At 45.1% G+C, this 24,010-nt stretch carries 16 protein-coding genes; 12 read left to right on the forward strand and 4 right to left on the reverse strand.

Going from position 1 to position 24,010, the window contains the following annotated elements; translation table 11 throughout:
- The first annotated feature begins 114 nt into the window (after positions 1-114).
- The 4 genes from gdhA to AB3G73_RS10820 all read left to right on the forward strand — a co-directional run bounded on the left by gdhA (position 115) and on the right by AB3G73_RS10820 (position 6,140).
- A complete protein-coding gene (gene gdhA / locus AB3G73_RS10805) occupies positions 115-1,452 on the forward strand; it encodes an NADP-specific glutamate dehydrogenase (RefSeq protein ID WP_074707804.1) in 1,338 nt (445 codons plus the stop codon).
- A 345-nt stretch (positions 1,453-1,797) separates the two neighbouring features.
- Positions 1,798-2,961 (forward strand): Xaa-Pro peptidase family protein, encoded by a 1,164-nt coding sequence (locus AB3G73_RS10810; RefSeq protein WP_074707801.1) that lies wholly within the window; start codon positions 1,798-1,800, stop codon positions 2,959-2,961.
- An 82-nt stretch (positions 2,962-3,043) separates the two neighbouring features.
- A complete protein-coding gene (locus AB3G73_RS10815) occupies positions 3,044-4,600 on the forward strand; it encodes an arylsulfatase (protein WP_074707799.1) in 1,557 nt (518 codons plus the stop codon).
- 13 nt (positions 4,601-4,613) lie between these two features.
- Positions 4,614-6,140: an arylsulfatase gene (locus AB3G73_RS10820; protein WP_367744842.1), complete on the forward strand. Its 1,527-nt coding sequence runs from the start codon at positions 4,614-4,616 to the stop codon at positions 6,138-6,140.
- A gap of 256 nt (positions 6,141-6,396) precedes the next feature.
- On the opposite strand, the gene AB3G73_RS10825 is transcribed toward AB3G73_RS10820, so the two are convergent.
- Positions 6,397-7,830, reverse strand: coding sequence for a CCA tRNA nucleotidyltransferase (locus AB3G73_RS10825; protein ID WP_074707796.1), 1,434 nt, complete (start codon positions 7,828-7,830; stop codon positions 6,397-6,399).
- Positions 7,831-7,925: 95 nt separating this feature from the next.
- Here AB3G73_RS10825 and AB3G73_RS10830 point away from each other — a divergent pair, with 95 nt between their 5' ends.
- Positions 7,926-8,762 (forward strand): hypothetical protein, encoded by an 837-nt coding sequence (locus tag AB3G73_RS10830; protein ID WP_320980289.1) that lies wholly within the window; start codon positions 7,926-7,928, stop codon positions 8,760-8,762.
- A 386-nt stretch (positions 8,763-9,148) separates the two neighbouring features.
- Here the strand turns inward: AB3G73_RS10830 and AB3G73_RS10835 are convergent, their stop codons facing one another.
- The 3 genes from AB3G73_RS10835 to ruvA are packed head-to-tail and all read right to left on the reverse strand — an operon-like array spanning position 9,149 to position 10,920.
- Complete coding sequence (locus tag AB3G73_RS10835; protein WP_162864708.1) at positions 9,149-9,286, reverse strand: hypothetical protein; 138 nt, start codon at positions 9,284-9,286, stop codon at positions 9,149-9,151.
- A 40-nt stretch (positions 9,287-9,326) separates the two neighbouring features.
- Positions 9,327-10,316 (reverse strand): DUF3843 family protein, encoded by a 990-nt coding sequence (locus tag AB3G73_RS10840; RefSeq protein ID WP_367744844.1) that lies wholly within the window; start codon positions 10,314-10,316, stop codon positions 9,327-9,329.
- A gap of 1 nt (position 10,317) precedes the next feature.
- Positions 10,318-10,920: a Holliday junction branch migration protein RuvA gene (gene ruvA / locus AB3G73_RS10845; protein ID WP_148365104.1), complete on the reverse strand. Its 603-nt coding sequence runs from the start codon at positions 10,918-10,920 to the stop codon at positions 10,318-10,320.
- Between the two features lie 238 nt (positions 10,921-11,158).
- Between ruvA and AB3G73_RS10850 the strand changes: the two genes are divergently transcribed.
- The 7 genes from AB3G73_RS10850 (at position 11,159) to AB3G73_RS10880 (ending at position 24,007) form a co-directional block, all read left to right on the forward strand.
- Positions 11,159-12,058: a diaminopimelate dehydrogenase gene (locus tag AB3G73_RS10850; protein WP_074558786.1), complete on the forward strand. Its 900-nt coding sequence runs from the start codon at positions 11,159-11,161 to the stop codon at positions 12,056-12,058.
- A 95-nt stretch (positions 12,059-12,153) separates the two neighbouring features.
- Positions 12,154-14,190: a DUF3857 domain-containing protein gene (locus AB3G73_RS10855; RefSeq protein ID WP_367744846.1), complete on the forward strand. Its 2,037-nt coding sequence runs from the start codon at positions 12,154-12,156 to the stop codon at positions 14,188-14,190.
- Between the two features lie 29 nt (positions 14,191-14,219).
- Complete coding sequence (locus AB3G73_RS10860) at positions 14,220-16,232, forward strand: DUF3857 domain-containing protein (protein ID WP_195650516.1); 2,013 nt, start codon at positions 14,220-14,222, stop codon at positions 16,230-16,232.
- Between the two features lie 18 nt (positions 16,233-16,250).
- Positions 16,251-18,170 carry a transglutaminase domain-containing protein gene (locus AB3G73_RS10865; RefSeq protein ID WP_195650515.1) on the forward strand — a complete coding sequence of 640 codons (1,920 nt, stop codon included), beginning with the start codon at positions 16,251-16,253 and terminating at the stop codon, positions 18,168-18,170.
- An 80-nt stretch (positions 18,171-18,250) separates the two neighbouring features.
- Positions 18,251-18,901, forward strand: a complete 651-nt coding sequence (locus AB3G73_RS10870) for a hemolysin III family protein (RefSeq protein ID WP_367744848.1) — start codon at positions 18,251-18,253, stop codon at positions 18,899-18,901.
- 380 nt (positions 18,902-19,281) lie between these two features.
- Positions 19,282-19,983 carry a ribose 5-phosphate isomerase A gene (gene rpiA / locus AB3G73_RS10875; RefSeq protein WP_148365107.1) on the forward strand — a complete coding sequence of 234 codons (702 nt, stop codon included), beginning with the start codon at positions 19,282-19,284 and terminating at the stop codon, positions 19,981-19,983.
- Between the two features lie 847 nt (positions 19,984-20,830).
- Positions 20,831-24,007, forward strand: coding sequence for a SusC/RagA family TonB-linked outer membrane protein (locus AB3G73_RS10880; protein WP_322020766.1), 3,177 nt, complete (start codon positions 20,831-20,833; stop codon positions 24,005-24,007).
- Positions 24,008-24,010: the final 3 nt, after the last annotated feature.

Below are 24,010 nucleotides of genomic sequence, written 5' to 3' on the forward strand. Positions count from 1 at the left end.
ATCATTATTTAATCAAAATAATGGCATAAAATCAATCACATCTGAAAATTTTTCCTATATTTGCAGTGAGTTAGTTGACATTTTATCAGAATTAACCTTTTAAAATATAGTATCATGAACATCCAGAAAATCATGTCCTCTTTGGAGGCTAAGCATCCCGGTGAATCTGAATATCTTCAGGCAGTGAAGGAAGTTCTTCTTTCTATCGAAGATATATACAATCAACATCCTGAATTTGAAAAAGCTAAAATCATAGAAAGATTGGTAGAACCTGACCGTATCTTCACTTTCCGTGTGACATGGGTGGACGATAGAGGCGAGGTACAGACCAATCTCGGCTATCGTGTACAATTCAACAATGCGATAGGTCCTTATAAAGGTGGTATCCGTTTCCATGCATCCGTTAATCTTTCCATTCTGAAGTTCCTCGGTTTCGAACAAACATTCAAGAATGCACTGACTACCCTGCCTATGGGTGGCGGTAAAGGCGGTTCCGATTTCTCTCCACGCGGTAAGAGTAATGCCGAAATCATGCGTTTCTGCCAGGCATTTATGCTGGAGTTGTGGCGCCATCTCGGGCCGGACATGGATGTGCCTGCCGGTGACATCGGCGTAGGAGGACGTGAAGTGGGCTATATGTTCGGCATGTACAAAAAACTAACTCGTGAATTTACCGGTACATTCACCGGCAAAGGATTGGAATTCGGCGGTTCATTGATTCGTCCGGAAGCTACCGGTTTCGGAGGACTGTATTTTGTCAATCAGATGCTTCAGGCAAAAGGGATTGATATAAAAGGTAAGACAGTGGCAATTTCCGGTTTCGGCAACGTTGCCTGGGGAGCAGCTACTAAAGCTACCGAACTAGGTGCAAAAGTAATCACGATTTCCGGTCCGGACGGATATATCTACGATCCGGATGGTATCAGCGGTGAAAAAATAGACTATATGCTCGAACTTCGTTCTTCGGGTAACGATATTGTGGCTCCTTATGCCGAACAATATCCGAACGCAACCTTCGTAGAAGGAAAACGCCCGTGGGAAGTGAAAGCAGACATCGCACTTCCTTGCGCCACCCAGAACGAATTAAATGGAGAAGATGCTCAAAATCTCATAAAAAATGACGTACTTTGCGTCGGAGAAATTTCCAACATGGGATGTACCCCTGAAGCTATCGATCTTTTCATTGAACATAAGACGATGTACGCTCCGGGTAAAGCGGTCAACGCAGGTGGTGTAGCCACTTCCGGTCTGGAAATGTCTCAAAACGCAATGCACCTTAGCTGGAGTGCTGCCGAGGTGGACGAAAAGCTCCATGCAATCATGCACGGCATCCATGCACAATGCGTGAAATACGGCACGGAACCCGACGGATATATTAATTATGTGAAGGGTGCCAACATTGCCGGGTTTATGAAAGTAGCTCACGCAATGATGGGACAAGGCGTTATTTAATAATTGAAAATTGAGAATTAAAAATTAAAAAATAAAAGAGTTTGGTAGTGGACTATATTAGTCAACAAGACATTTATTTTTCAATTCTCAATTTTTAATTCTCAATTTATTCAAGGACTTTGTTTAGTTGTATTTGTATTTGTGGTTTGCGCTGCTCGCCTCCTGTGACAGGACGCGGGTAGCGCTATTTTTTTGAGATTAACGTTATTTTCGCTGGAATTAATTATCTTTGTGGCATAATAGGTTAAATAATAGTTTGTGAATTTGTTATATGCGATAAATAACTCACAACTAATAATTTACTATTATTGGTTTTGTAATTAATAATCAAGTAATAAATAAAAAATGCTACAACCCGAATTGAAATTTCGCCGTGACAAAATTCGCAGCCTGATGGTGTCACAGGGCATCGACGCCGCACTTATCACTTGTAATGCAAATTTAATTTACACGTATGGCTGTGTAGTCAGTGGCTATCTTTACCTCCCCCTTCATTCGCCTGCACTATTATTTTTTAAACGTCCTAATAACATCACAGGAGAGCACTCATTCTCTATCCGCAAACCGGAACAAATCGTTGATCTGCTGAAAGAACAAGGATTGCCGATGCCAACCAAACTGATGTTAGAAGGTGACGAACTTCCTTATACGGAATATTGTCGTCTGGCCAGTCTCTTCCCGGAAGCGGAAGTGGTAAATGGTACCCCGTTGATTCGCCAGGCGCGCAGTGTGAAAACACCTGTAGAAATTGAAATGTTCCGCCGCTCCAGCATTGCTCATGCAAAGGCTTATGAGCAGATTCCAAGTGTATACCGTCCCGGTATGACGGACATTGAATTTTCCATCGAAATAGAACGTCTGATGCGCCTGCAAGGTTGTCTTGGAATTTTCCGGGTATTCGGACGCAGTATGGAAATATTCATGGGTAGTGTACTGACCGGAGACAATGCCGGTTACCCCTCTCCTTACGATTTTGCCTTAGGCGGTCAGGGACTTGATCCTGCCTTGCCGGGAGGAGCAAATAAAACTCCGTTAAAAGAGGGACAAAGCGTTATGGTGGACTTAGGTGGCAACTTCAACGGCTACATGAACGATATGAGCCGTGTATTCTCCATCGGCAAACTGCCCGAAGAAGCTTACACCGCCCATCAAGTTTGTCTGGATATCCAGGAAAAGATTGCTTCCATTGCCAGACCGGGCATTGCCTGTGAAGTGCTTTACGACACAGCAATCGAAGTAGTCAAAGCAGCCGGATTTGCCGACAAATTTATGGGAACAGGACAACAAGCCAAGTTTATCGGTCACGGCATCGGACTTGAGATTAATGAAGCTCCGGTACTGGCTCCCCGCATAAAGCAACCATTAGAACCGGGTATGGTCTTTGCCCTCGAACCGAAAATCGTTATTCCGGGTGTAGGTCCCGTAGGTATTGAGAACTCCTGGGTAGTGACCAACGAAGGAATCGAAAAACTGACAAACTGCAATGAAGAAATCATTGAATTAAGTTAAACAGACAATGAAAAAGATGTGTCCGGCAAAGAACAGGCACATCTTTTTCTACTAATAATAACACACTTAACCCCCAAAAACAATGAAACAACCTTTCATTCTAACCCTTGTTTCCTCTGTTGCCTGCGCTGCAACAGCCGCCAACAAAGCACCGGAAAACACCACACCGACAAAGTCAAAAACACCCAACGTTGTATTTATCTATGCCGACGATCTCGGCTACGGCGATCTGGAATGTTACGGAGCTAAAAACGTACAGACACCCAACGTCAACCGACTGGCAAAATCGGGAATCCTTTTCACCAATGCTCATGCAACAGCCGCCACCAGCACCCCTTCCCGCTACTCCATGTTGACCGGAGAATACGCATGGCGCAAAGAAGGAACGGATGTAGCGGCAGGAAATGCCGGAATGATTATCCGTCCCGAACAATACACCATGGCAGATATGTTCAAAAGTGTCGGTTACGCCACTGCCGCAGTAGGCAAATGGCATCTGGGACTCGGAGATCAAACCGCCACTCAAGACTGGAATGCTCCGTTACCTTGTGCACTGGGCGATTTAGGTTTCGACTATCATTACATTATGGCAGCTACAGCCGACCGTGTACCTTGTGTGTACATCGAAAACGGGAAAGTAGCCAACTATGATCCGAGTGCTCCCATCGAAGTCAGCTATCAAAAGAACTTCGAGGGTGAACCAACCGGAAAAAGTAATCCTGAATTACTTTATAACCTCAAGCCAAGTCACGGTCACGATATGTCGATCGTTAATGGAATTTCACGCATCGGTTTTATGAAAGGCGGTGGAAAAGCACTCTGGAAAGACGAAAACATTGCAGATTCACTTACCACACACGCCATTCGATTCATCGAGGACAACCAAAACAAACCTTTCTTTCTCTACTTTGCCACCAATGACGTACATGTGCCCCGCTTTCCTCACGACCGTTTCAGAGGAAAAAATCCGATGGGATTAAGAGGCGACGCTATCGTACAGTTCGATTATTGTGTCGGTGAAATCCTGAATGCACTCGAAAAACTGGGATTAAGAGAAAATACACTCATTATTCTTTCAAGTGACAACGGCCCGGTAGTAGACGACGGATACGATGACAAAGCAGAGGAACTGCTCAACGGTCATAGTCCTGCGGGACCGCTACGGGGTAACAAATATAGTGCCTTCGAAGGAGGAACCCGTATTCCTGCCATCGTCAGCTGGCCTGCAGGAGTAGAAAAAGGAATGACTTCAGACTTATTGGTTTCACAAGTGGACTGGCTCGCCTCTCTCGCTTCCCTGACCGGAGCTACGATGCCTAAGAATGCCGCACCGGATAGTTACAACTATCTGGGAAGTTGGCTGGGTAAAGAAAAGACAGACCGCCCGTGGGTGATAGAGCAGGCTTCCAATCACACACTGTCCGTCCGCACCAAAGACTGGAAATACATCGAACCGAATGACGGACCGAAAATGATTCAATGGGGACCGAAGATAGAAACCGGAAACTCTAAAGAACCCCAGCTTTATAAGATGAAAGAAGTGAAAGAGGTAACCAACTATGCAAAGAATATGCCGGAGAAAGTGGCAGAACTGCAGGGTATCCTTCAAAGCGTACGTGAAGGAAATGTTTCATTTTAAAGACAACAACATCATGAATCATCAATCAATCCCATTGATAGGCAGCATCCTGCTTCTATCTACCCTATCTGCCAACGGACAGAAAAAAAACACCCAGCCCAATATCCTCTTCATCCTTTGTGACGATATGGGATATGGAGACTTGGGATGCTACGGTCAACCATTTATCCGCACCCCTCATATAGACGCCATGGCCGGTGAAGGAATGCGTTTTACGCAAGCATACGCAGGAAGTCCCGTCAGCGCCCCTTCCAGAGCTTCATTCATGACAGGACAACATTCAGGCCATTGTGAAGTACGAGGTAACAAGGAGTACTGGAAAAATGCACCGATCGTGGAATATGGACAGAATAAAGAATACTCAATAGTGGGGCAACACCCTTATGATCCCGACCACGTAATCCTGCCGGAGATCATGAAAGATAACGGCTACACCACAGGTATGTTCGGCAAATGGGCCGGAGGTTACGAAGGCTCCTGTTCCACTCCCGACAAACGGGGGATAGACGAATACTACGGTTATATCTGTCAGTTTCAGGCTCATCTTTATTACCCTAATTTCCTGAACCGTTATAGTAAAGCATTGGGTGACACCGGAGTGGTACGTGTAGTGATGGATGAAAACATCCAATATCCGATGTATGGTCCCGACTACCTGAAACGTCCGCAATATTCGGCCGACATGATCCACCAGAAAGCATTGGAGTGGCTGGATCAGCAAGACGGTAAACAGCCGTTTTTCGGCGTATTGACTTACACCTTGCCTCATGCGGAACTCGTTCAGCCGGAAGATTCTATCCTGAATGAATACAAAGCTAAATTCAACCCGGATAAAGAATTTAAGGGAAGCGAAGGCTCACGATACAATGCCATCACGCATACACACGCCCAATTTGCCGGAATGATTACCCGCCTGGACTATTACGTGGGCGAAGTTTTGAAAAAACTGAAAGAAAAAGGACTGGACGAAAACACATTGGTTATTTTCTCCAGTGACAACGGCCCTCACGAGGAAGGCGGAGCCGATCCTACTTTCTTCGGCAGAGACGGAAAACTACGCGGGCTGAAACGTCAATGTCACGAAGGAGGAATACGTATTCCATTTATCGTCCGTTGGCCGGGACACATACCTGCAGGCGAAGTAAATGATCACATCTGTGCATTTTATGATTTAATGCCGACGTTCTGCGAAGTCATTGGTATCAAAGACTACGAAAAGAAATATCGCAATAAGGAAAAAGAAGTCGATTATTTCGATGGGATTTCTTTCGCTCCCACACTGCTGGGTAAAAATAAGCAAAAGAAACATGACTTTCTGTATTGGGAGTTTGATGAAACAGACCAGATTGCCGTACGCATGGATGATTGGAAAATGGTAGTGAAAAAAGGAACACCGTTCCTCTATAATCTAAAAACAGATATTCATGAGGATCATGACATAGCACTCCAACATCCGGATATCGTGGAAAAGATGAAGGCTATCATCTTTGAACAACATACTCCGAATCCTCATTTTTCGGTGACGTTGCCCAAACGGTAAACGTACGGATAAAGAAATAATGAATAATCAGCAGTTGGAAAGCAAGTTATCATTCATTTCCGTACCGTTTTCACCACAGAGGACACGGAGGACACAGAGGTTATAATAATCTCTGAATTAGAACTCTGAAAACTCTGTGTCCTCCGTGTCCTCTGTGGTGAAATAGTTCATTTATATACTGTTTTTACTCCAATTCAACTACTGACTCATATAAATCTGTATCTGAATACTATAATATATCTGTTCCATCCTTCTATCAGCGGATAGGCGTCATTCCCATCTTCTTTGCCCGTTCCAGCATGAAAGCATGAGCCGCCTCATATTCGTTCGGAATCACTCCATCCAAGATTGCATCTTTAATAGCACTCTTCAAGACTCCGACCTCACGACAAGGTTCCAAGCCGAAAATCTCCATAATTTCTTCACCGCTCACAGGTGGCTGGAAATTACGGACACGGTCTTTCTCTTCCAAATCCTTCAGTTTCTGTCGAACCAACTGGAAGTTATTCAGGAAACGCTGTTTACGTTCCATATTCTTGGAAGTAATGTCCGCTTCGCAAAGCATCATCAAGTCGTCAATGTCATCACCCGCTTCGAAGAGCAGACGGCGTACAGCCGAGTCTGTCACCACGTCATCCGCGATAACGATCGGGCGCATGTGCAGACTGACCAGCTTTTGTACATACTTCATCTTCTCATTCATCGGCAACTTCATCTTGCGGAAGATATGCGGAATCATCTTTTCACCGATAAAGTTATGATTATGGAACGTCCATCCCGCTTTAGGTTCCCAACGTTTCGTGACAGGTTTGGCAATGTCGTGCAACAAAGCAGCCCAACGAAGCCAAAGGTTATCAGTCTTCTTGCTGATATTATCCAGCACTTCCAACGTATGATAAAAATTATCCTTATGGGAACGCCCGTTCCGTGTTTCCACCCCCTGCAAGGCAGCAAATTCCGGAAAAATCAACGGCAGCAAACCGCTACGTTCCAAATCAATAAATCCTTTTGAGGGGATTGGAGAAAGAATAATCTTATTCAGTTCGTCCGCAATACGTTCACGGGATATAATTTCAATCCGTTCCTTATTCCGGCAAAGCGATTCGAAAGTATCATCATCAATGTAAAAACCCAATTGCGTAGCAAAACGGATGCAACGCATCATGCGCAAGGGATCATCGCTGAAAGTGATATCCGGGTCGAGGGGAGTGCGGATTGTCTTTTCCTTCATATCCTCCAAACCTCCGAACGGATCTACCAATTCGCCAAAACGTGCTTTATTGAGACATACGGCCAAAGCATTGATCGTGAAATCGCGACGATTCTGATCGTCTTCCAGCGTGCCGTCTTCAACGATAGGTTTACGCGAATCCCGTTGATAAGACTCTTTACGCGCACCAACAAACTCTACTTCCGTGCCTCTATATTTTACTTGTGCTGTTCCGAAATTCTTGAAAACAGAAACATGAGCACCACGTCCCAACTGTTTTCCAAGGGCTTCCGCCATTGCAATTCCACTTCCTACAACTACTACATCTATATCTTTAGAGGGACGCTGCAGAAAAATATCACGAACGTAACCACCTACCACATAACACTCCATACCAAGTGTATCAGCCGTTTCGGCTATCTGTCCGAAGATGGGTTCGCTAAAATGCTGCTTCAATTCCTCTTGAGTCAACTCTATCATTCTTTTTAGTTATAAGTTTTGAGGGGACAAAATTACAAAAATAAGGGATATATTTGTACTTTTGCCGCTAATAAAACCAGTAAATAGAATTTGTGATGAAAAAACTGACTATCCTCTTTTGTGGTACGCTGGCATTAGCTGCCTGCGGAAATGGCCTTGAGAAAAAAGCCAATGAAAAACTGATGGTTGCCAAGGCTGCCTACGAACGTGGCGACTATGAAGAAGCTAAGTTACAAATTGACAGTATCAAGATTCTCTATCCCAAAGCGTTCGAAGCACGTAAGGCGGGACAGGCACTGATGCTCGATGTTGAAACAAAGGCACAGCAAAAAACGCTTGCTTACCTGGATAGCGCCTTTCAGGCAAAGACGGAAGAATTCAATGCCATCAAGGACAAATTCAAACTAGAAAAAGATGCCGAATATCAACAAGTCGGCAACTACCTCTGGCCTACACAGACCATTGAAAAGAATATGCACCGTTCATACCTCCGCTTCCAAGTGAACGAGCAAGGTATAATGAGTATGACTTCCATCTACTGTGGTGCCGGCAATATCCACCATACAAAAGTGAAAGTGATTGCCCCTGACGGCAGTTTTGCAGAAACTCCAAGCTCCAAAGACAGCTACGAGTCAACGGATATGAACGAGAAAATAGAAAAAGCTGACTACAAACTAGGGGAAGACGGAAATGTGATCGAATTCCTGAATCTCAATAAAGACAAAAATATCCGTGTGGAATATATAGGCGACCGCACCTATAAAACGACAATGAGTCCCACCGACCGCCAGGCCGCAGCAGGTGTTTACGAATTAGCACAAATCCTCTCTGCCATGGAGAAGATTAAAAAAGAACAAGAGGAAGCCAACCTGAAAATCGGATTCATCAATAAGAAGAAAGAACGGAAAGCACAGGAAGAAATTACCGATTAGTAAAAAGAAACCATTCAGCAAAAAGAAAGCTATCCGGTTAGAAAGAAATATATTTAGGCACGGATTACGCGGATTACACGGTCTTGGCTGCGCAATCTTTTTAAAACCGTGTAATCCGCGTAATCCGTGCCTACTTTCTTACTTATAATATCACTCATAACCGTCAAAAGAGAAGCTATCCAGCAGAAAAAAACATTGGTTAATAATAAAATAGACGGGAATAGTTGTTATTTTTCATAAACGACAACTATTCCCGTCAAATGTATAATGAGACTCTTAATCCTCTGCGTGAGAGAAAAGGCGTTTCCTGGTAGGGAGAAAAGGCGTAGTCTGCCATCATCAAACGGCGTAGCCTGACAACCAAAAACGGCGTGGTCTACACATCTTTATTTCACCCTTCTATTCAACTGATTATTAGCCTTTTCCTGTTTCGATTTTCCGACCCGTTTTCCGGTCGTCTTCTTTTTACCGACTGCAGACTTTGTCTTTCCGGCAAAAGGATTGTTACTTTTTTTGATTGGCATAGACAGCAACTATATAAACAGTACTTATTTCTTATAACTCCTATTCTCCTTCGTAATACTCACCCAAAAACCAGCGAGCCACAAAATCCCAGTTTTCCCGCAACAACTCCTTTCCGTTCTCAAACGGGAACTGTGCTTCCGGCAACAAATCGTGTTCCATTCCATATTTCAGCAGATCAAACGGACACAAGCCTTCTTCACAAAACAATTCGTATGCTTCCTCTTCAGCCAGTTCGGCATTGTAGAGCGGATTACGTTTGTCTGCAAAATATTCGGCTACATCAGGACCGATCAACAACCCTTTCGGATTGGCAAAAACCACGAAGTTACCGAACTCCTTTAAGTCAGGCAACAAAGAATCCTCTTCATCTTCCCACTTCAACGACTGCACAAAGAAAAATTTCAGCGCTTCGTAAGAATCAAAGTATAAAAGTGGTTCACCTTTGCTCGCTTCAAGGAAACGTTCTACGTTTGTAGGCATCTTTTCTCCCGGCAAAACTACCGGCAGAGGCATCCGCTTCTTTTGCATCAGCTCCGTTTCCATCAGCCAGTCCGTTGCCAGGTGATCGCTGATAGGAGCCAATTCGAACGCAGCATCCAAACGGTTGTAAAGTGTATTCGCAAACTCCAGCAAATCCGCATCCATCGGGTTCTCTACTCCATCAAAATCATCGCCAACCGGAGAATTGATGGCCCACAAAAGGAAAACAACATCTTCACGGTTAATTTCGTCCGGCAAATATTCCTCCGTCAGTGCGTAGAAAGGCAAATAACGTCCGTAGCTTTTCCGGTGCCAATGAATAAACTGACGCCAGTTTCCGTCATCCGCTACACAATCTTCCAGGTACAAAGCCACCATCAAAGCTACTTGTTGCTGACTTTCCGCTGTTTCCCATTTAAATAAATACGATTCTGCCACCAACGGCAATAGATGATTAGCGAAATCCAGATACCATTCATCCGTGCCTACCACCTTTGCACGACCATGAGCGTCCAGCCATGCTTTCATATATATCTTCTGTTGCTTCATACTACAAACGTTTCAATGCCAGTTTGATAACCTTTTCTACCGGAGCATCCGGCTCCTCCTTCAAGATAGCCAATACCACCTTCTGTGAAGGTGCAGCAGCAAACCCCAACATCGTCAATGCAGACACCGCCTCTTCCTGCACTTCCGCATTGGCAGGTTGCAACAACAGACCTGCGGAAGCCCCTCCGGCAGCAACCCCTCCCATTGTTTTTATCTTATCTTTCAGGTCGACAATCACGCGTTGCGCAGTCTTCAGCCCGATGCCTTTCACCGTTTTCAGCATGTTCGCATTTTCGGTGCTGATAACGTTCACCAGTTCAGCAGGCGAGAGAGCCGAAAGAATCATACGTGCCGTGTTCCCCCCGATTCCGGAGACGGAAATCAATAATAGGAAAATCTCCCGCTCCTGTTTCTCGGCAAATCCGTAGAGCACATACGCATCTTCACGAATCGCCTCGTAAATATATAGCTTACAGCTTTTCTTTCCTTGAATAGCCGAATAGGTATTCAAAGATATATTGGCGGCATATCCCACCCCGTTACAGTCAATCACCGCGGTTGCCGGACTTAGTTCGGCAAGTTCGCCCCTAATATATTCTATCATATCTAATTATATTCTATCATAACAGGGACAAAGATAAAACAATTTCACCACAGAGGACACAGAGGCCACAGAGTTTTTTCAATGTAGCACATCACACCCTGATTTGCTTTCATGCGGACCGATATCGCCTGCTAGTGAAAAAAAATAAAATATTAAAGCAGATGAACCAAAGTTAGTAGTAATTTGTTTACTTTTGCAAGCAAAAGAAAGAAATTTGTTCATTAAAACCAAGAAAAGAATGAAAAAAGTAAGAGCTGCCATCGTTGGTTATGGCAACATTGGACATTATGTACTTGAAGCGCTTCAGGCGGCACCTGATTTCGAAATAGCCGGAGTCGTTCGTCGTGCAGGAGCAGAGAACAAACCGGAAGAGTTGGCAAACTACGCAGTAGTGAAGGACATAAAAGAGCTGGGAGAAGTAGACGTAGCTATTCTTTGCACGCCGACCCGCAGCGTAGAGAAATATGCAAAAGAATATCTGGCGATGGGAATTAACACGGTAGACAGTTTCGATATCCACACCGGTATCGTAGACCTGCGCCGTACCCTGAATGCTACCGCCAAAGAACATAAAGCCGTATCGATCATCTCTGCCGGATGGGATCCGGGAAGCGATTCCATCGTACGCACCATGCTGGAAGCAATTGCTCCGAAAGGCATCACCTACACCAACTTCGGTCCCGGTATGAGTATGGGACACACAGTAGCCGTAAAAGCGGTTGACGGAGTGAAAGCTGCCCTTTCCATGACCATTCCGACCGGCACGGGAATCCACCGCCGCATGGTATACATCGAACTGAAAGACGGATATAAATTCGAAGAAGTAGCCGCTGCCATCAAAGCAGATCCTTACTTCGTGAACGATGAAACACACGTAAAACTCGTTCCGAGTGTAGACGCCCTGCTGGACATGGGTCATGGTGTAAATCTGACTCGCAAAGGTGTATCAGGCAAAACACAGAACCAGTTGTTCGAATTTAATATGCGTATCAACAACCCCGCACTGACCGCACAAGTACTGGTATGCGTGGCACGCGCTTCCATGAAGCAACAACCGGGATGCTACACGATGGTAGAAGTTCCCGTTATCGACCTTCTCCCCGGCGACCGCGAAGAATGGATCGGACATTTGGTATAATATATTTTATACATAAAACAAAATTAAAATAGAGAAAGGTGTATCGCCTTTCTCTATTTTTTTTATCTTTGTGAGCATACTACAAAAACACAATTATGAAAAAACTATTTATTCTCTGCGCATTTCTGTTACAATTTCTGTCGCCTGTCCACTCGCAACAAGCCACAACAGCCACCATAGAGCCCAATCTAAAGTACGGAAAACCTTCCAAAGAAGAACTATCTCTCACCTCCTATGCCCCCGACACCACCGCCACGGCTATTTATCTTTTCCATCAGGGACAAAGTGACTTCGTCTACCACGACGGTTTTCAACTGACTACCGAGCATTGGGTACGCATCAAAATCCTGAAACCGCAAGGAGTGTCATACGCCGACGTATCCGTTCCCTACTACTCTCCCACCGATAGGGACGAAGGACAGGAAAGAGCCAGCGACATAGAAGGCTGCTCCTACAATATGGAAAACGGGAAATGTATAAAAACGTCCATGAAGCGGGAATCCATCTCTTTCGAGCGGATCAACAACCTGTATAAAATGCTAAAATTCTCTCTGCCTGCTGTCAAAGAAGGCACTGTCATCGAATATCACTACAAACTCTACTCCGACTATTTTTCACACATCGACAACTGGATGATGCAGGAAGAACTCCCGATGCTCTACAACCAGTATAAGATCACTATCCCTCATGTGTTCATCTATAACATCGAATTGCGGGGAAAGGACTACATACAAGTGAAGCAAAGAGACTCCTCCATCCATGCCACGGAACGTGAGGGGGGTAGTGCGGGAGTCAGCAAAGACTTCATTGTTTCGGCACAGGAAACCACCTTTACCTCACGCAACCTTCCCGCCATCCGTCAGGACGAGCCCTACTGCTGGTGTCCGGAAGACTACAAGGTGCAAGTGAGTTTCGACCTGCAAGGCACGCAATTCACCCCCAACGAATACAAGCCATACAGCCAGAAATGGGAAGATGTAGACAACCAACTGTTGAAACCGGAAAATACACAGTTCGGCAAATACCTTTCCTTCACCAACCCGTTTCGTCCGGAAACGAAACAGGCATACAACAGCGAAATGAGTTTCGAAGAGAAAATTATCTGCGCCTTCCAGATACTCAAAAAGAAAATGGCATGGAACGGACGCTATCAGCTCTACAGCAAGGAACTCGAAAAAGTGATTCCCAAAGGAAACGGTAGCAACGCCGACCTGAATTTCATCCTTATCAGCATCCTGAAAGACTTCGGGCTGGAAGCCTATCCGGTAGTTTTGAGCCGGCGTTCGTCGGGCATGCTGCCTTACAACTTCCCTTCCCTGCAAAAACTGAATACGTTCATTGTCGCCGTCTACGACATAAACAAACAGAAATACGTCTTTTTAGACGGCTCCATGGACGTGCCCGCTCTCAATATACTTCCACTCGAACTGTCTGTAAACAAAGCGCGTATCCTCTCCCCGAAAGTGAAAAAAGAAAAGAAATGGGTGAACGTAATGGCTCTTGCCGACAACAAAAGTTTTATGAAGATTGAGGCCCACATGGAAGGAAACCAAGTGAAAGGACATCGCAGCACCATTCTCTACGGACAGGAAGCCGTAGAATATCAGGCAAACGAGAAGCACAAACAAGACAGTATCGTTTCGACCCCCGAAAGCAATGCCAGCCAGAAAAACAAACTCACCGTCACCAACCTGAAAGTGAAAAAGCAGGAAAATGACTGGGCACTGATAGAAGAAAAATTCGACTTCGTCCTGCAAACCGACCAGACGGACAGCCACCTCTATATTAACCCGATGCTCTTTCCGCAACTAAAAAGCAATCCTTTTATCCAGACGGAACGAGTGCTTCCTATCGAATTTCCCTATCCGTACAAGTTTACAATGCTGACTACACTGACTCTCCCCGAAGGATACGAAGTGGAAGAAACGCCCCAACCACAAGTCATCCGGACACAAGGAGACGGCTTGCAGTGCAAATATATGATTCAGAGACAGAGAAATACAATCTCACTTAATTATATTTTCTACTTGAAAGAACCTATATTCCTCACCGAACAATACAAACAACTGCAGGAACTATGGACCAAAGTGATCGAGAAAAACAACGCACTCATCGTGCTCAAGAAACTATAGAATCATCACAACTTAAAAACTCCAAAATCATGATGAAAACACTGTTAACCTTCGTTTTCTTACTACTGGGGTGGCAAAGCTCTGCCCAGCAAACAGACACAAACACCATCACCCCCAGCCTAAAATACGGCAAACCATCGGAGGAAGAGCTGAACATGACTGCGTATGCCCCGGACACAGCCGCCACAGCCGTAGTGCTCTATTCAAAGAATACCGCCCGCTACGACCTGATTAACAACGAATTCCGGCTTGTGTACACATACGAAACAAAAATCAAGATACTCAAATCCGAAGGTACGTCTTATGCCGACATCAACATTCCATTTTACTCCAACGCGAACAGTGGAATCATGAAGGAGAATGTCGGTCAGATTGACGCCTCGGCCTACAATATGGAAAATGGGAAAATAGTGCGTACCAAAATGAAACGTGACCTGATTTTCAATGAGCGACTCAACAAAACTTATGAACAGGTCAAATTTTCGATACCTGCCGTCCGCGAAGGAACCGTATTCGAATACAAATATCAGATCAATTCCGACTTTTATTACAGCATCAACCATTGGGAAGCTCAAAGAGATATCCCCGTACTCCTGGCACAATACGACATCACGATTCCGGAATATTTCGAATTCAACCTCGACATGAGAGGATCACATACCTTAAATCCGAAAGATCAGTCGGAAAGCATATCTTTCCACCTGCAATATCAGAATGGGCAGATCGAAAAAATCGATTGTACGGGACGCCATCTAAGTTTCACCGGCAAACAATTACCCGCTCTCCGCCCGGACAGCTACGTATGGTGTGCAGACGATTACAGGAGCGGCGTCAACTTCGAACTGCGGGGGATCAGCTTCCCCGGAGCACTCTACAAATCATTTACGCACACCTGGACGGAAATTGACAAAATGCTGATGGAGGACGAAGATTTCGGTTCGCCACTCAAAATGCGCAACCCGTACCGGGACGAAATGACGTCACTGGCTCTCGACAAGCTCTCCGACCGACAGGATAAGATTGCGGCCATCTACACGTTCCTCAAAAGCAAAATTTCGTGGAACGGGCAATACGCCCTCTACGGCAGCGAAGTGAAAAAGGCTGTCAAAAACGGCACAGGAAGCAATGCGGATATCAACTTTGCGTTAATGAGTATGTTGCGTGACGCTCAAATTCCCTGTTATCCGGTAGTCATGAGTCGTAAAAACCTGGGAATCCTTCCCCTTAGCCATCCTTCTATCCAGAAGCTCAATACCTTTATTGTCGGCATAGCCGACACCGACAGCACTTTTGTGTTCCTCGACGGTTCCGTGACCAACGGATTCATGAATATCCTGCCACCGGTATTGATGGTAAACCGCGCACGCCTCATCAATGGCATAGGCCAAGACAACTGGATAGACTTGAGCAGGCTCGGGAAAAACCAGATACGTTCATCCGTCAAAGCTCAAATTCATCCTGACGGAAAGATCACCGGCAACCGCCAATCGGGCTACGTCGGACAATATGCCTCCGGTTTCCGCAGCCGTTACCATGCAGCCAAAGACAGCACGGAGTTTATCAACAAACTGGAAACGGAAGAAAACATCAAGATAACCAAGTTCACTACGGAAGGAGTGAACATCTTCTCACCCAAAGTGACGGAAAGTTTCGAGTTTGAGAAGCAGGCAACCGTAAACGATCATCTGATTTACGTCAACCCATTGATTTTCATGCATGTCAGCAAGTGTCCGTTTACCCAGGTAGAACGACGACTGCCACTGGAAATGCCTTACACCGAACAGCTCATGCTGGTGGTCAACCTGACACTTCCCGAAGGATATGCCGTAGACGAACTGCCACAGTCGATGAATCTGCAAACGGAAGACAGGCAAGGATTCTGCCGATACAACATCCAGCAAAAAAATAACACAATCACCGTCACTTACTCATTCGCTTTCAACAAACTACTTCATCTCATCGACGAATACAAAGGAGTGAAAGCGTTCTGGGAAATGATTGCCGAGAAAAACAACGAGATTTTAGTACTCAAGAAAATATAAACTTTACCTATTTATAAAATGATTCGTTCCAGCCACCCCATCCTGAAACAAAGGATATGCCGGGCATTCGGTCTGTCCTGTGCCATTCTTTACCTAAGTCTGCACATACAGCCGGCATGTGCACAGGATATTCTCAAGGATGCCAATTCCATCATCGTGGAAGCACGCACAGAGGTTCTCTGCAAATCCATGACTCAATCCATAGAAAAAGAAAGCCTGACAATCAGCGTCCTCAACCGTAAAGGATTGGAGGCAGCCCGTTTCTTCTGCGGATGTGACATGTTCCGTTCTTTGCAGAAATTCTCCGGAGAAATCCTCAATGCCACCGGACAAAGTGTACGTAAGATAAAGAAATCCGAACTACAGAAAAGTGAATACAGCTCTTCGCTTACCACGGACGATTATTTTTATTATTACGAATGTAATTATCCTTCTTTCCCTTTCACAGTGAAATACGAATGGGAAATGAAATGCAACAACGGACTGATCGGCTATCTCCCTTTTGTCCCGCAGGCAGAATTTAACCAGGGAGTGGAGAAAGCGACTTACCGGATCGAGCTGCCCGCAGGACAAGGATGCAGATACCGCGAACTGAACACGCAGGGAAAAGGAATCGAAGTGAAGGAGTCCACCGGAGCCGACGGGCAGCAAGTGATCGAAGCCACCGCTTCCAAGCTCTCTCCCATCATCAAAGAACCTTTCGGTCCGGATTTCGCCGAGCTATTTCCACGTGTCTACTTTGCTCCCTCCGCTTTCAAGTACGACAAGTCGGAAGGCGATATGAGCAGCTGGCAAAAGTACGGAGAATGGCAATACCAACTGCTCGACGGACGCGACCTGCTCACCGAACCTTTCCGCGCCAAGCTGCACGAACTGACAGCCAGCTGCACTACCGACCGGGACAAGGTGAAAGCAATCTACGATTATCTGGCCAAAACCACCCGTTACGTGAGCATCCAACTAGGTATCGGAGGCTTACAGCCCATTGCCGCCACCGATGTTTGTCGCACAGGATTCGGCGACTGTAAAGGATTGTCCAATTACACCCGCGCCATGCTGAAAGAGTTGGGAATTGCTTCCACTTATACAGTCATCAGCACCACCAACGAGCGTTTGCTACCAGACTTCTCCAGTGCCAACCAGATGAATCACGTCATCCTGCAAGTTCCGCTTCCCCAAGATACGCTCTGGCTGGAATGTACAAATCCATCGCTTCCCTTCGGCTATGTCCACCAAGACATTGCGGGACACGACGCCTTACTCATCGAACCGACCGGCGGCCAGATGTATCGCCTGCCCACCTATCCCGACTCGCTGAACACACAGCACATCGTTGCCAACATCACCCTCTCCCCCACAGCCGAGGCACGGATAGAGGTGAACGAAATCTCCCGGATTTTTCAATATGAGAATGAAGCAGGCATCGTCTATCTGGAGCCCAACAAACAAAAAGACCGCATCCGTTCAAGCATCAACTTATCCCAAGCCGATATTCAGAACCTGCAAATCAGCGAGTGCAAGGAGGCCAATCCGTCTATCACCTTCGACTACACTGCCACCAGCAATCAATACGGGCATAAAACGGGCAACCGTCTGTTTATCCCCGCCAATGTGTTCCGAAAAGAATTCAGTGTTCCTCCTGTGACGAAGCGCACCTATCCCATTTACATCAACTACGGATACACAGATGCCGACAGCATCCGCATCCAACTGCCGGAAGGATATGTAATCGAAGGACTTCCGAAACCGCTTGACGTGAAAAGCAAGTTCGGCAGTTTCCATTCCGATATTCAGGTGAAAGATAAGGAAATCTACATCACTCACCGATTGTTTATGTGCAAAGGGGTTTACAGTCCGGATGAATATGCGGCATTCATTGATTTCCGCAAGCAAGTGGCAGGACAATATGGAGGAAAAATCATTTTAAAAAAAGAATAAGGAGGGAAACGCTTTACGGAAAATAAAGTATCTTTGCGACTCAACATTTTTTGTGACTTAACCATTCAAAAAAAGGAACATTGAAGAACAAACGATACAATAATATAGAAGAATGGGCAAATACCCTTAGTCACGGAGCAGGTATCCTGCTTGGAATCGTGGCCGGATATTTCCTATTGGAAAAGGCTTCCGAGAATATGGAACCGCAGTGGGCAGTTGCTTGTGTATCCGTCTATCTGGCGGGAATGCTTTCCTCTTATATCAGTTCTACGTGGTATCACGGCAGCCGTCCGGGCAAACTGAAAGAGTTGCTCCGCAAATTCGATCACGGAGCTATCTACCTGCACATCGCGGGCACCTACACTCCTTTCACGCTACTTGTCCTGCGGCATGCCGGAGGATGGGGATGGGGAATTTTCGCTTTCGTCTGGCTGTCGGCTATCGCCGGTTTCGTTCTTAGCTTCAAAAAGCTGAAAGAACACAGCAACCTCGAAACGGCCTGTTATGTGGGTATGGGTGCGTGCATATTAGTGGCCATGAAGCCTTTGCTGGATCATCTGGGAGAAATGGGAGCCACTACCGCTTTCTGGTGGCTGATCGGCGGAGGAGTTTCGTACATCGTGGGAGCTGTCTTTTATTCATTGCGCAAACCGTATATGCATGCCACTTTCCATTTGTTTTGCCTGGGAGGCAGCATCGGACATATCATTGCAATCTGGCTGATTCTGTAAGGAAAGGTGGGGACAAAAAAAAAGGCTATCTATCCCAGACAGCCAATCTTTGTTAACCTTAAATCTAATACTATGAAAAACACAGTACAAAGATACGGACTTTTCGGTCATCTCCAAATTTTCAGGCCAAAGCAGCCGAACTTATAACACGGTTTAATAAAAAGCAGAGATTCGTTAACGTTTAACGCAACAAAGTTAAAAATTAACGAACCGTTTATTAACTATTTAAACAATCGAATCACCTGAAATTGAAACGAACAGACGAATGAACCAACAGACGAATGAACAAATGAACCAATGAACGAACAAACAAACAGATTCACAAATTCGTTATATAGGAAAGAGGAACTTAAAACGAAAACGATTTAGAACGTAAACTTATGGATTGGGAAAATCACCTGATAAAACACCTGCAATGGTCGGACTCCATCATCAACCGGGAGGCAAAAGAACACGTAGCCCGCGAAATTGCCGCCACGGCAAAAGACGGGGATGTGATAGGAGCCGGCTCTGGCTCTACAGTCTACCTGACTCTGTTCGAACTCTCACGACGAATTCGTGAAGAGCACTTGCATATCGAAGTGATTCCCGCCTCGCTAGAAATCTCAATGACCTGCATACAGCTAGGCATCCCCCAAACTACCCTCTGGAACAAACGCCCCGACTGGACATTCGACGGAGCGGACGAAGTAGATCCGCAACAGAACTTGATTAAGGGACGTGGCGGAGCGATGTTCAAAGAGAAACTGCTGATTAGAAGCAGCCGCAAAACGTTCATCATCATCGATCCCAGCAAGCGTGTCAATCAGTTGGGAAGCAAATTCCCCATTCCGGTAGAGGTCTTTCCGGACTCGCTGACTTATGTAGAGCACGAGTTGCAACGACTGGGTGCCTCGGAGATTGTCCTCCGCCCTGCTCATGGCAAAGACGGGCCTATCTTTACAGAAAACGGCAACTTTATCCTCGACACCCGTTTCAACTACATCGACTCTTCGCTCGAAGAACAACTGAAGGCAATCACCGGTGTTATAGAGAGTGGACTTTTCATAGGTTATGACATCGAAGTAATTGTGGCGGAATAAAATAACAGCAATTGAAAATCCCGTTTTTGTAGAAACGTAAATTTGATTTGTTCTAATGCAAATTAAATAGTATGGCTTTACACTTATTTTAGTTAGTAGAACTAGGTTGTCTGACACCCGGGTGTCAGACATCATGAGACCCGGGTGTCAGACAACTTATACTTGCAGTGCTTCATATTCTCCTTTACTATCACTTATAATTTCAATCACTATCAGATTATAACGTTTAACTCATGCCTTCAAAACACGAACATTAAAAATGCTTAAATGAAGAAAAACACCGGGAAATTCATTCAAAATTTGGGTAGAATATTAATCCCATCTCAAAAATCAATGAGAAGCAAAGATTACTAAATAAATGAGAATTGATAAAGGAAGTTTCAATAAAAGAAACGGAAGAATAGGTTATTTTTTAAAATCCGAAACAAAAACATTGAAAAACAATAAGATAGGAGAAAAAAAGCACGAGGAAAGGGAGAAAAAAAGATCAATAAGTCTTAGCAGAACTTGGTATGTAGAAGTTTCTGCCTTTATCATTGTTAATAGTTCTTTAACCTTTTTGAAGGTGTAAAATGATAAAAAGATACCGTTTAGGAGGTAATAATGTTCACTTTTCCTTGAAAAGCCTGATTTTGATGCTTTCTTTCTGATAGAAATCATCTTTTAAAAGATGCTAAATTGGAAACGTTTTGTTTTAACCTATCAGTTTTTAGAAAGTTCTTGCTTTCAAAACGATATTTTTTAGTTAAATACGTAACACTTTTTTCGATTTGTCATAATTCGTGTTATCTTTGCAACCTGTTAGAGACAAAAAATCTGTTTATAGGTTAAATTTAAGAGAGAATTTATGAAAAGAAAATTGATGTTCTTAATGACCTTCCTTTTTATAGGTATAGGTCTGGTGACAGCGCAAACATCCAGAGTTACCGGTTTGGTTACCTCTGAAGAAGATGGGCAACCTGTCGTAGGTGCTTCAATATTGGTGAATGGCACTACCCTTGGTACTATCACTGATATTGACGGTAAGTTTACAATCACGAATGTACCAAGTTCTGCTAAAACTTTGCGCGTTTCTTATGTAGGAATGATTTCGCAGGACGTTTCCATCAAACCGGGAGTGATAAATGTTGTATTAAAAAGCGACGCGAAAGCACTGGATGAGGTTGTAGTGACAGCCATGGGTATCTCGCGCGAGAAAAAAGCACTGGGTTACGCCGTTCAGGACGTAAAATCAGATCAACTGACGCAAGCTGCCAACTCTAATCTGGCGGGAGCATTGCAAGGTAAAGTGTCAGGTCTGGACGTTAAACCTTCAAGTGGTATGCCGGGAGCTTCTTCACAGATCACCATCCGTGGTGCACGTTCTTTCTCGGGTGACAACACTCCGCTTTACGTTATTGACGGAATGCCGGTGACCAGTACTCCTGACGTTAGCACAGACATTCAGAACAATGGTAGTGTGAGCGGAGCGGACTTCGCCAACCGTGCAGTGGATATCGACCCTAATGATATTGAAAGTATCAACATTTTGAAAGGTCAGGCTGCTTCTGCGCTTTATGGTATCCGCGCTTCCAATGGTGTGATTATCATCACGACCAAAAGCGGTAAAGGACTGGAAAAAGGCAAACCGCAGGTTAGCTTCTCTTCCAATGTCAGCTTCGATGTAGTCGGTCGTCTGCCGGAGTTCCAGAAAACATATGCACAAGGTTCGGGGGGAGTATTCAGTGCCACTTCGGGAACATCTTGGGGACCTAAGATTTCCGAACTTCCCAACGACGCAACGTATGGTGGTAGTAATGCAAATAGTGACTATGCCAAAGAGTATGGTGTACATCAAGGAAAATATTATGTTCCCCAACGTGCAGCAGCTGGTCTTGATCCATGGGTCACTCCACAGGCATACGACAATGCCAAGGATTTCTTCGACACAGGAATTACCTGGAGTAACTCACTGAATGTAGCACAGATGCTCGATAAAAGCTCCTACTCTATCTCATTGGGAAATACACATCAAGATGGTATTATCTCAAGCACTGGCATGGATAGATATAATGTAAAGGTAAGTGCGGACACCAAACTGACTAATAACTGGAGCTCCGGATTTACAGCTAACTACATCACCACTTCCATCGATAAAGCGGTGACTTCCGGTAATGGTCTGTTGAGAACGGTTTACGCAGCCCCTCCCAGTTATGATCTGGCCGGGATTCCAAGCCATGTAGACGGCAACCTGTACGCACAAAATTCTTTCCGTGGCAGTTTTGACAACGCTTACTGGGCGATGGAGAACAACAAATTTACGGAAGATACCAACCGTTTCTTCGGAAATGTATATGCAAGCTATCAGACTGATTTCGGCACAACGAACCACAAGTTGAACGCTAAATACATGGTTGGTGTGGATGCTTACACCACTCATTACGTAGATAGCTACGGATACGGTAGTAACACCGGTGGCGGTCGCGGACAGATCGAGAACTACGGCTGGACGAACGCTACATACAACTCATTACTGACCATCAACTACGACTGGCACATCAATGAAGACTGGGGACTGAATGCGGTAGTGGGTAACGAAATTATCCAAAGCAACAGAAAGAAGTATTATGAATATGGTACGAACTACAACTTCCCGGGATGGAACCACATCAACAACGCCACTACTCAACAGACGGAGGAAGAGACATGGAAAAACCGTACAGTAGGATTCTTCGGTAACATATCGGCTTCTTACAGAAATATGCTTTATCTGACCCTCACCGGACGTCAGGACTACGTATCTAATATGCCACGCAACAACCGCTCGTTCTTCTATCCTTCTATTTCGGCCGGTTTTATCCTGACGGAACTGGATGCATTGAAAAACAATGTGGTTAATCACGCCAAATTAAGAGTATCTTACGCGGAAGTAGGACAAGCAGGGGATTTCCTCGAAAACTATTACTCGACTCCGGTTTATGGAGGTGGATTCTATATGTTGACTCCGATCATGTACCCGATGAAAGGCACTACCGCCTATACTCCGTACTCAACGATTTTCGACCCGAAACTGAAACCACAGAACACACGTTCGTATGAAGTGGGTGCTGACGTGAACTTCCTCGATAACTTAATCACATTCAGTTATACATACTCACGCCAGAACGTTAAAGACCAGATTTTTGAAGTGCCTTTGGCTTCTTCTACCGGTGCCAGCAAACTGCTTACCAACGGTGGTAAGATTCATACCAACACGCACGAATTCACTCTTGGCTTCACCCCAATCCGGACGAAGAATATCAACTGGGATTTTGCATTCAACTGGACAAAGATCGACAACTACGTAGATGAACTGGCACCGGGTGTAGAGAATATCTCTCTGGGTGGTTACGTTACTCCGCAGGTACGCGCTTCAGCAGGTGAGAAATTCCCTGTCATCTATGGTGTAGGTTTCAAGAGAGATGCAAACGGTAATCGTCTGGTAGACGAAAACGGTTTACCTATCGCTGGTGAAGCACAGGTTATCGGTAAGGTTTCTCCGGACTTCCTGATGGGTTTCAACACCACATTACGCTTATGGAAGTGTACTATCAGCGCAGTGCTTGATTGGAAACAGGGTGGTCAGATGTATAGTAGAACAACCGGACTGGCAGATTACTACGGTGTCAGCAAGAGAACGGAAAACCGTGAAGGTACCATCATCTTCGACGGATACAAAACTGACGGAACTAAAAACGATATCGCCATCACAGGTGCAAACGCACAACAGGTATATTACAGCCGTCTGAACGACATCGACGAATCTTCTGTATATGACAACTCTTTCATCAAACTGCGTGAAGTGGCTGTCAACTACAAAATTCTTCAAAAACGTTCGATTGAACTTTCTGTGAACGCATTTGCCAGAAACATTCTGATCTGGGCACAATTGCCTGACCTCGATCCGGAAGCCAGTCAGGGTAACAACAACATGGCAGGAGCATTTGAAGATTATTCAATGCCGCAAACAGCTAGTTTCGGCTTTGGTTTCAACATTAAATTTTAATCT

This window comes from Bacteroides sp. L008 (assembly GCF_040812255.1).
Taxonomy (GTDB): domain Bacteria; phylum Bacteroidota; class Bacteroidia; order Bacteroidales; family Bacteroidaceae; genus Bacteroides; species Bacteroides vicugnae.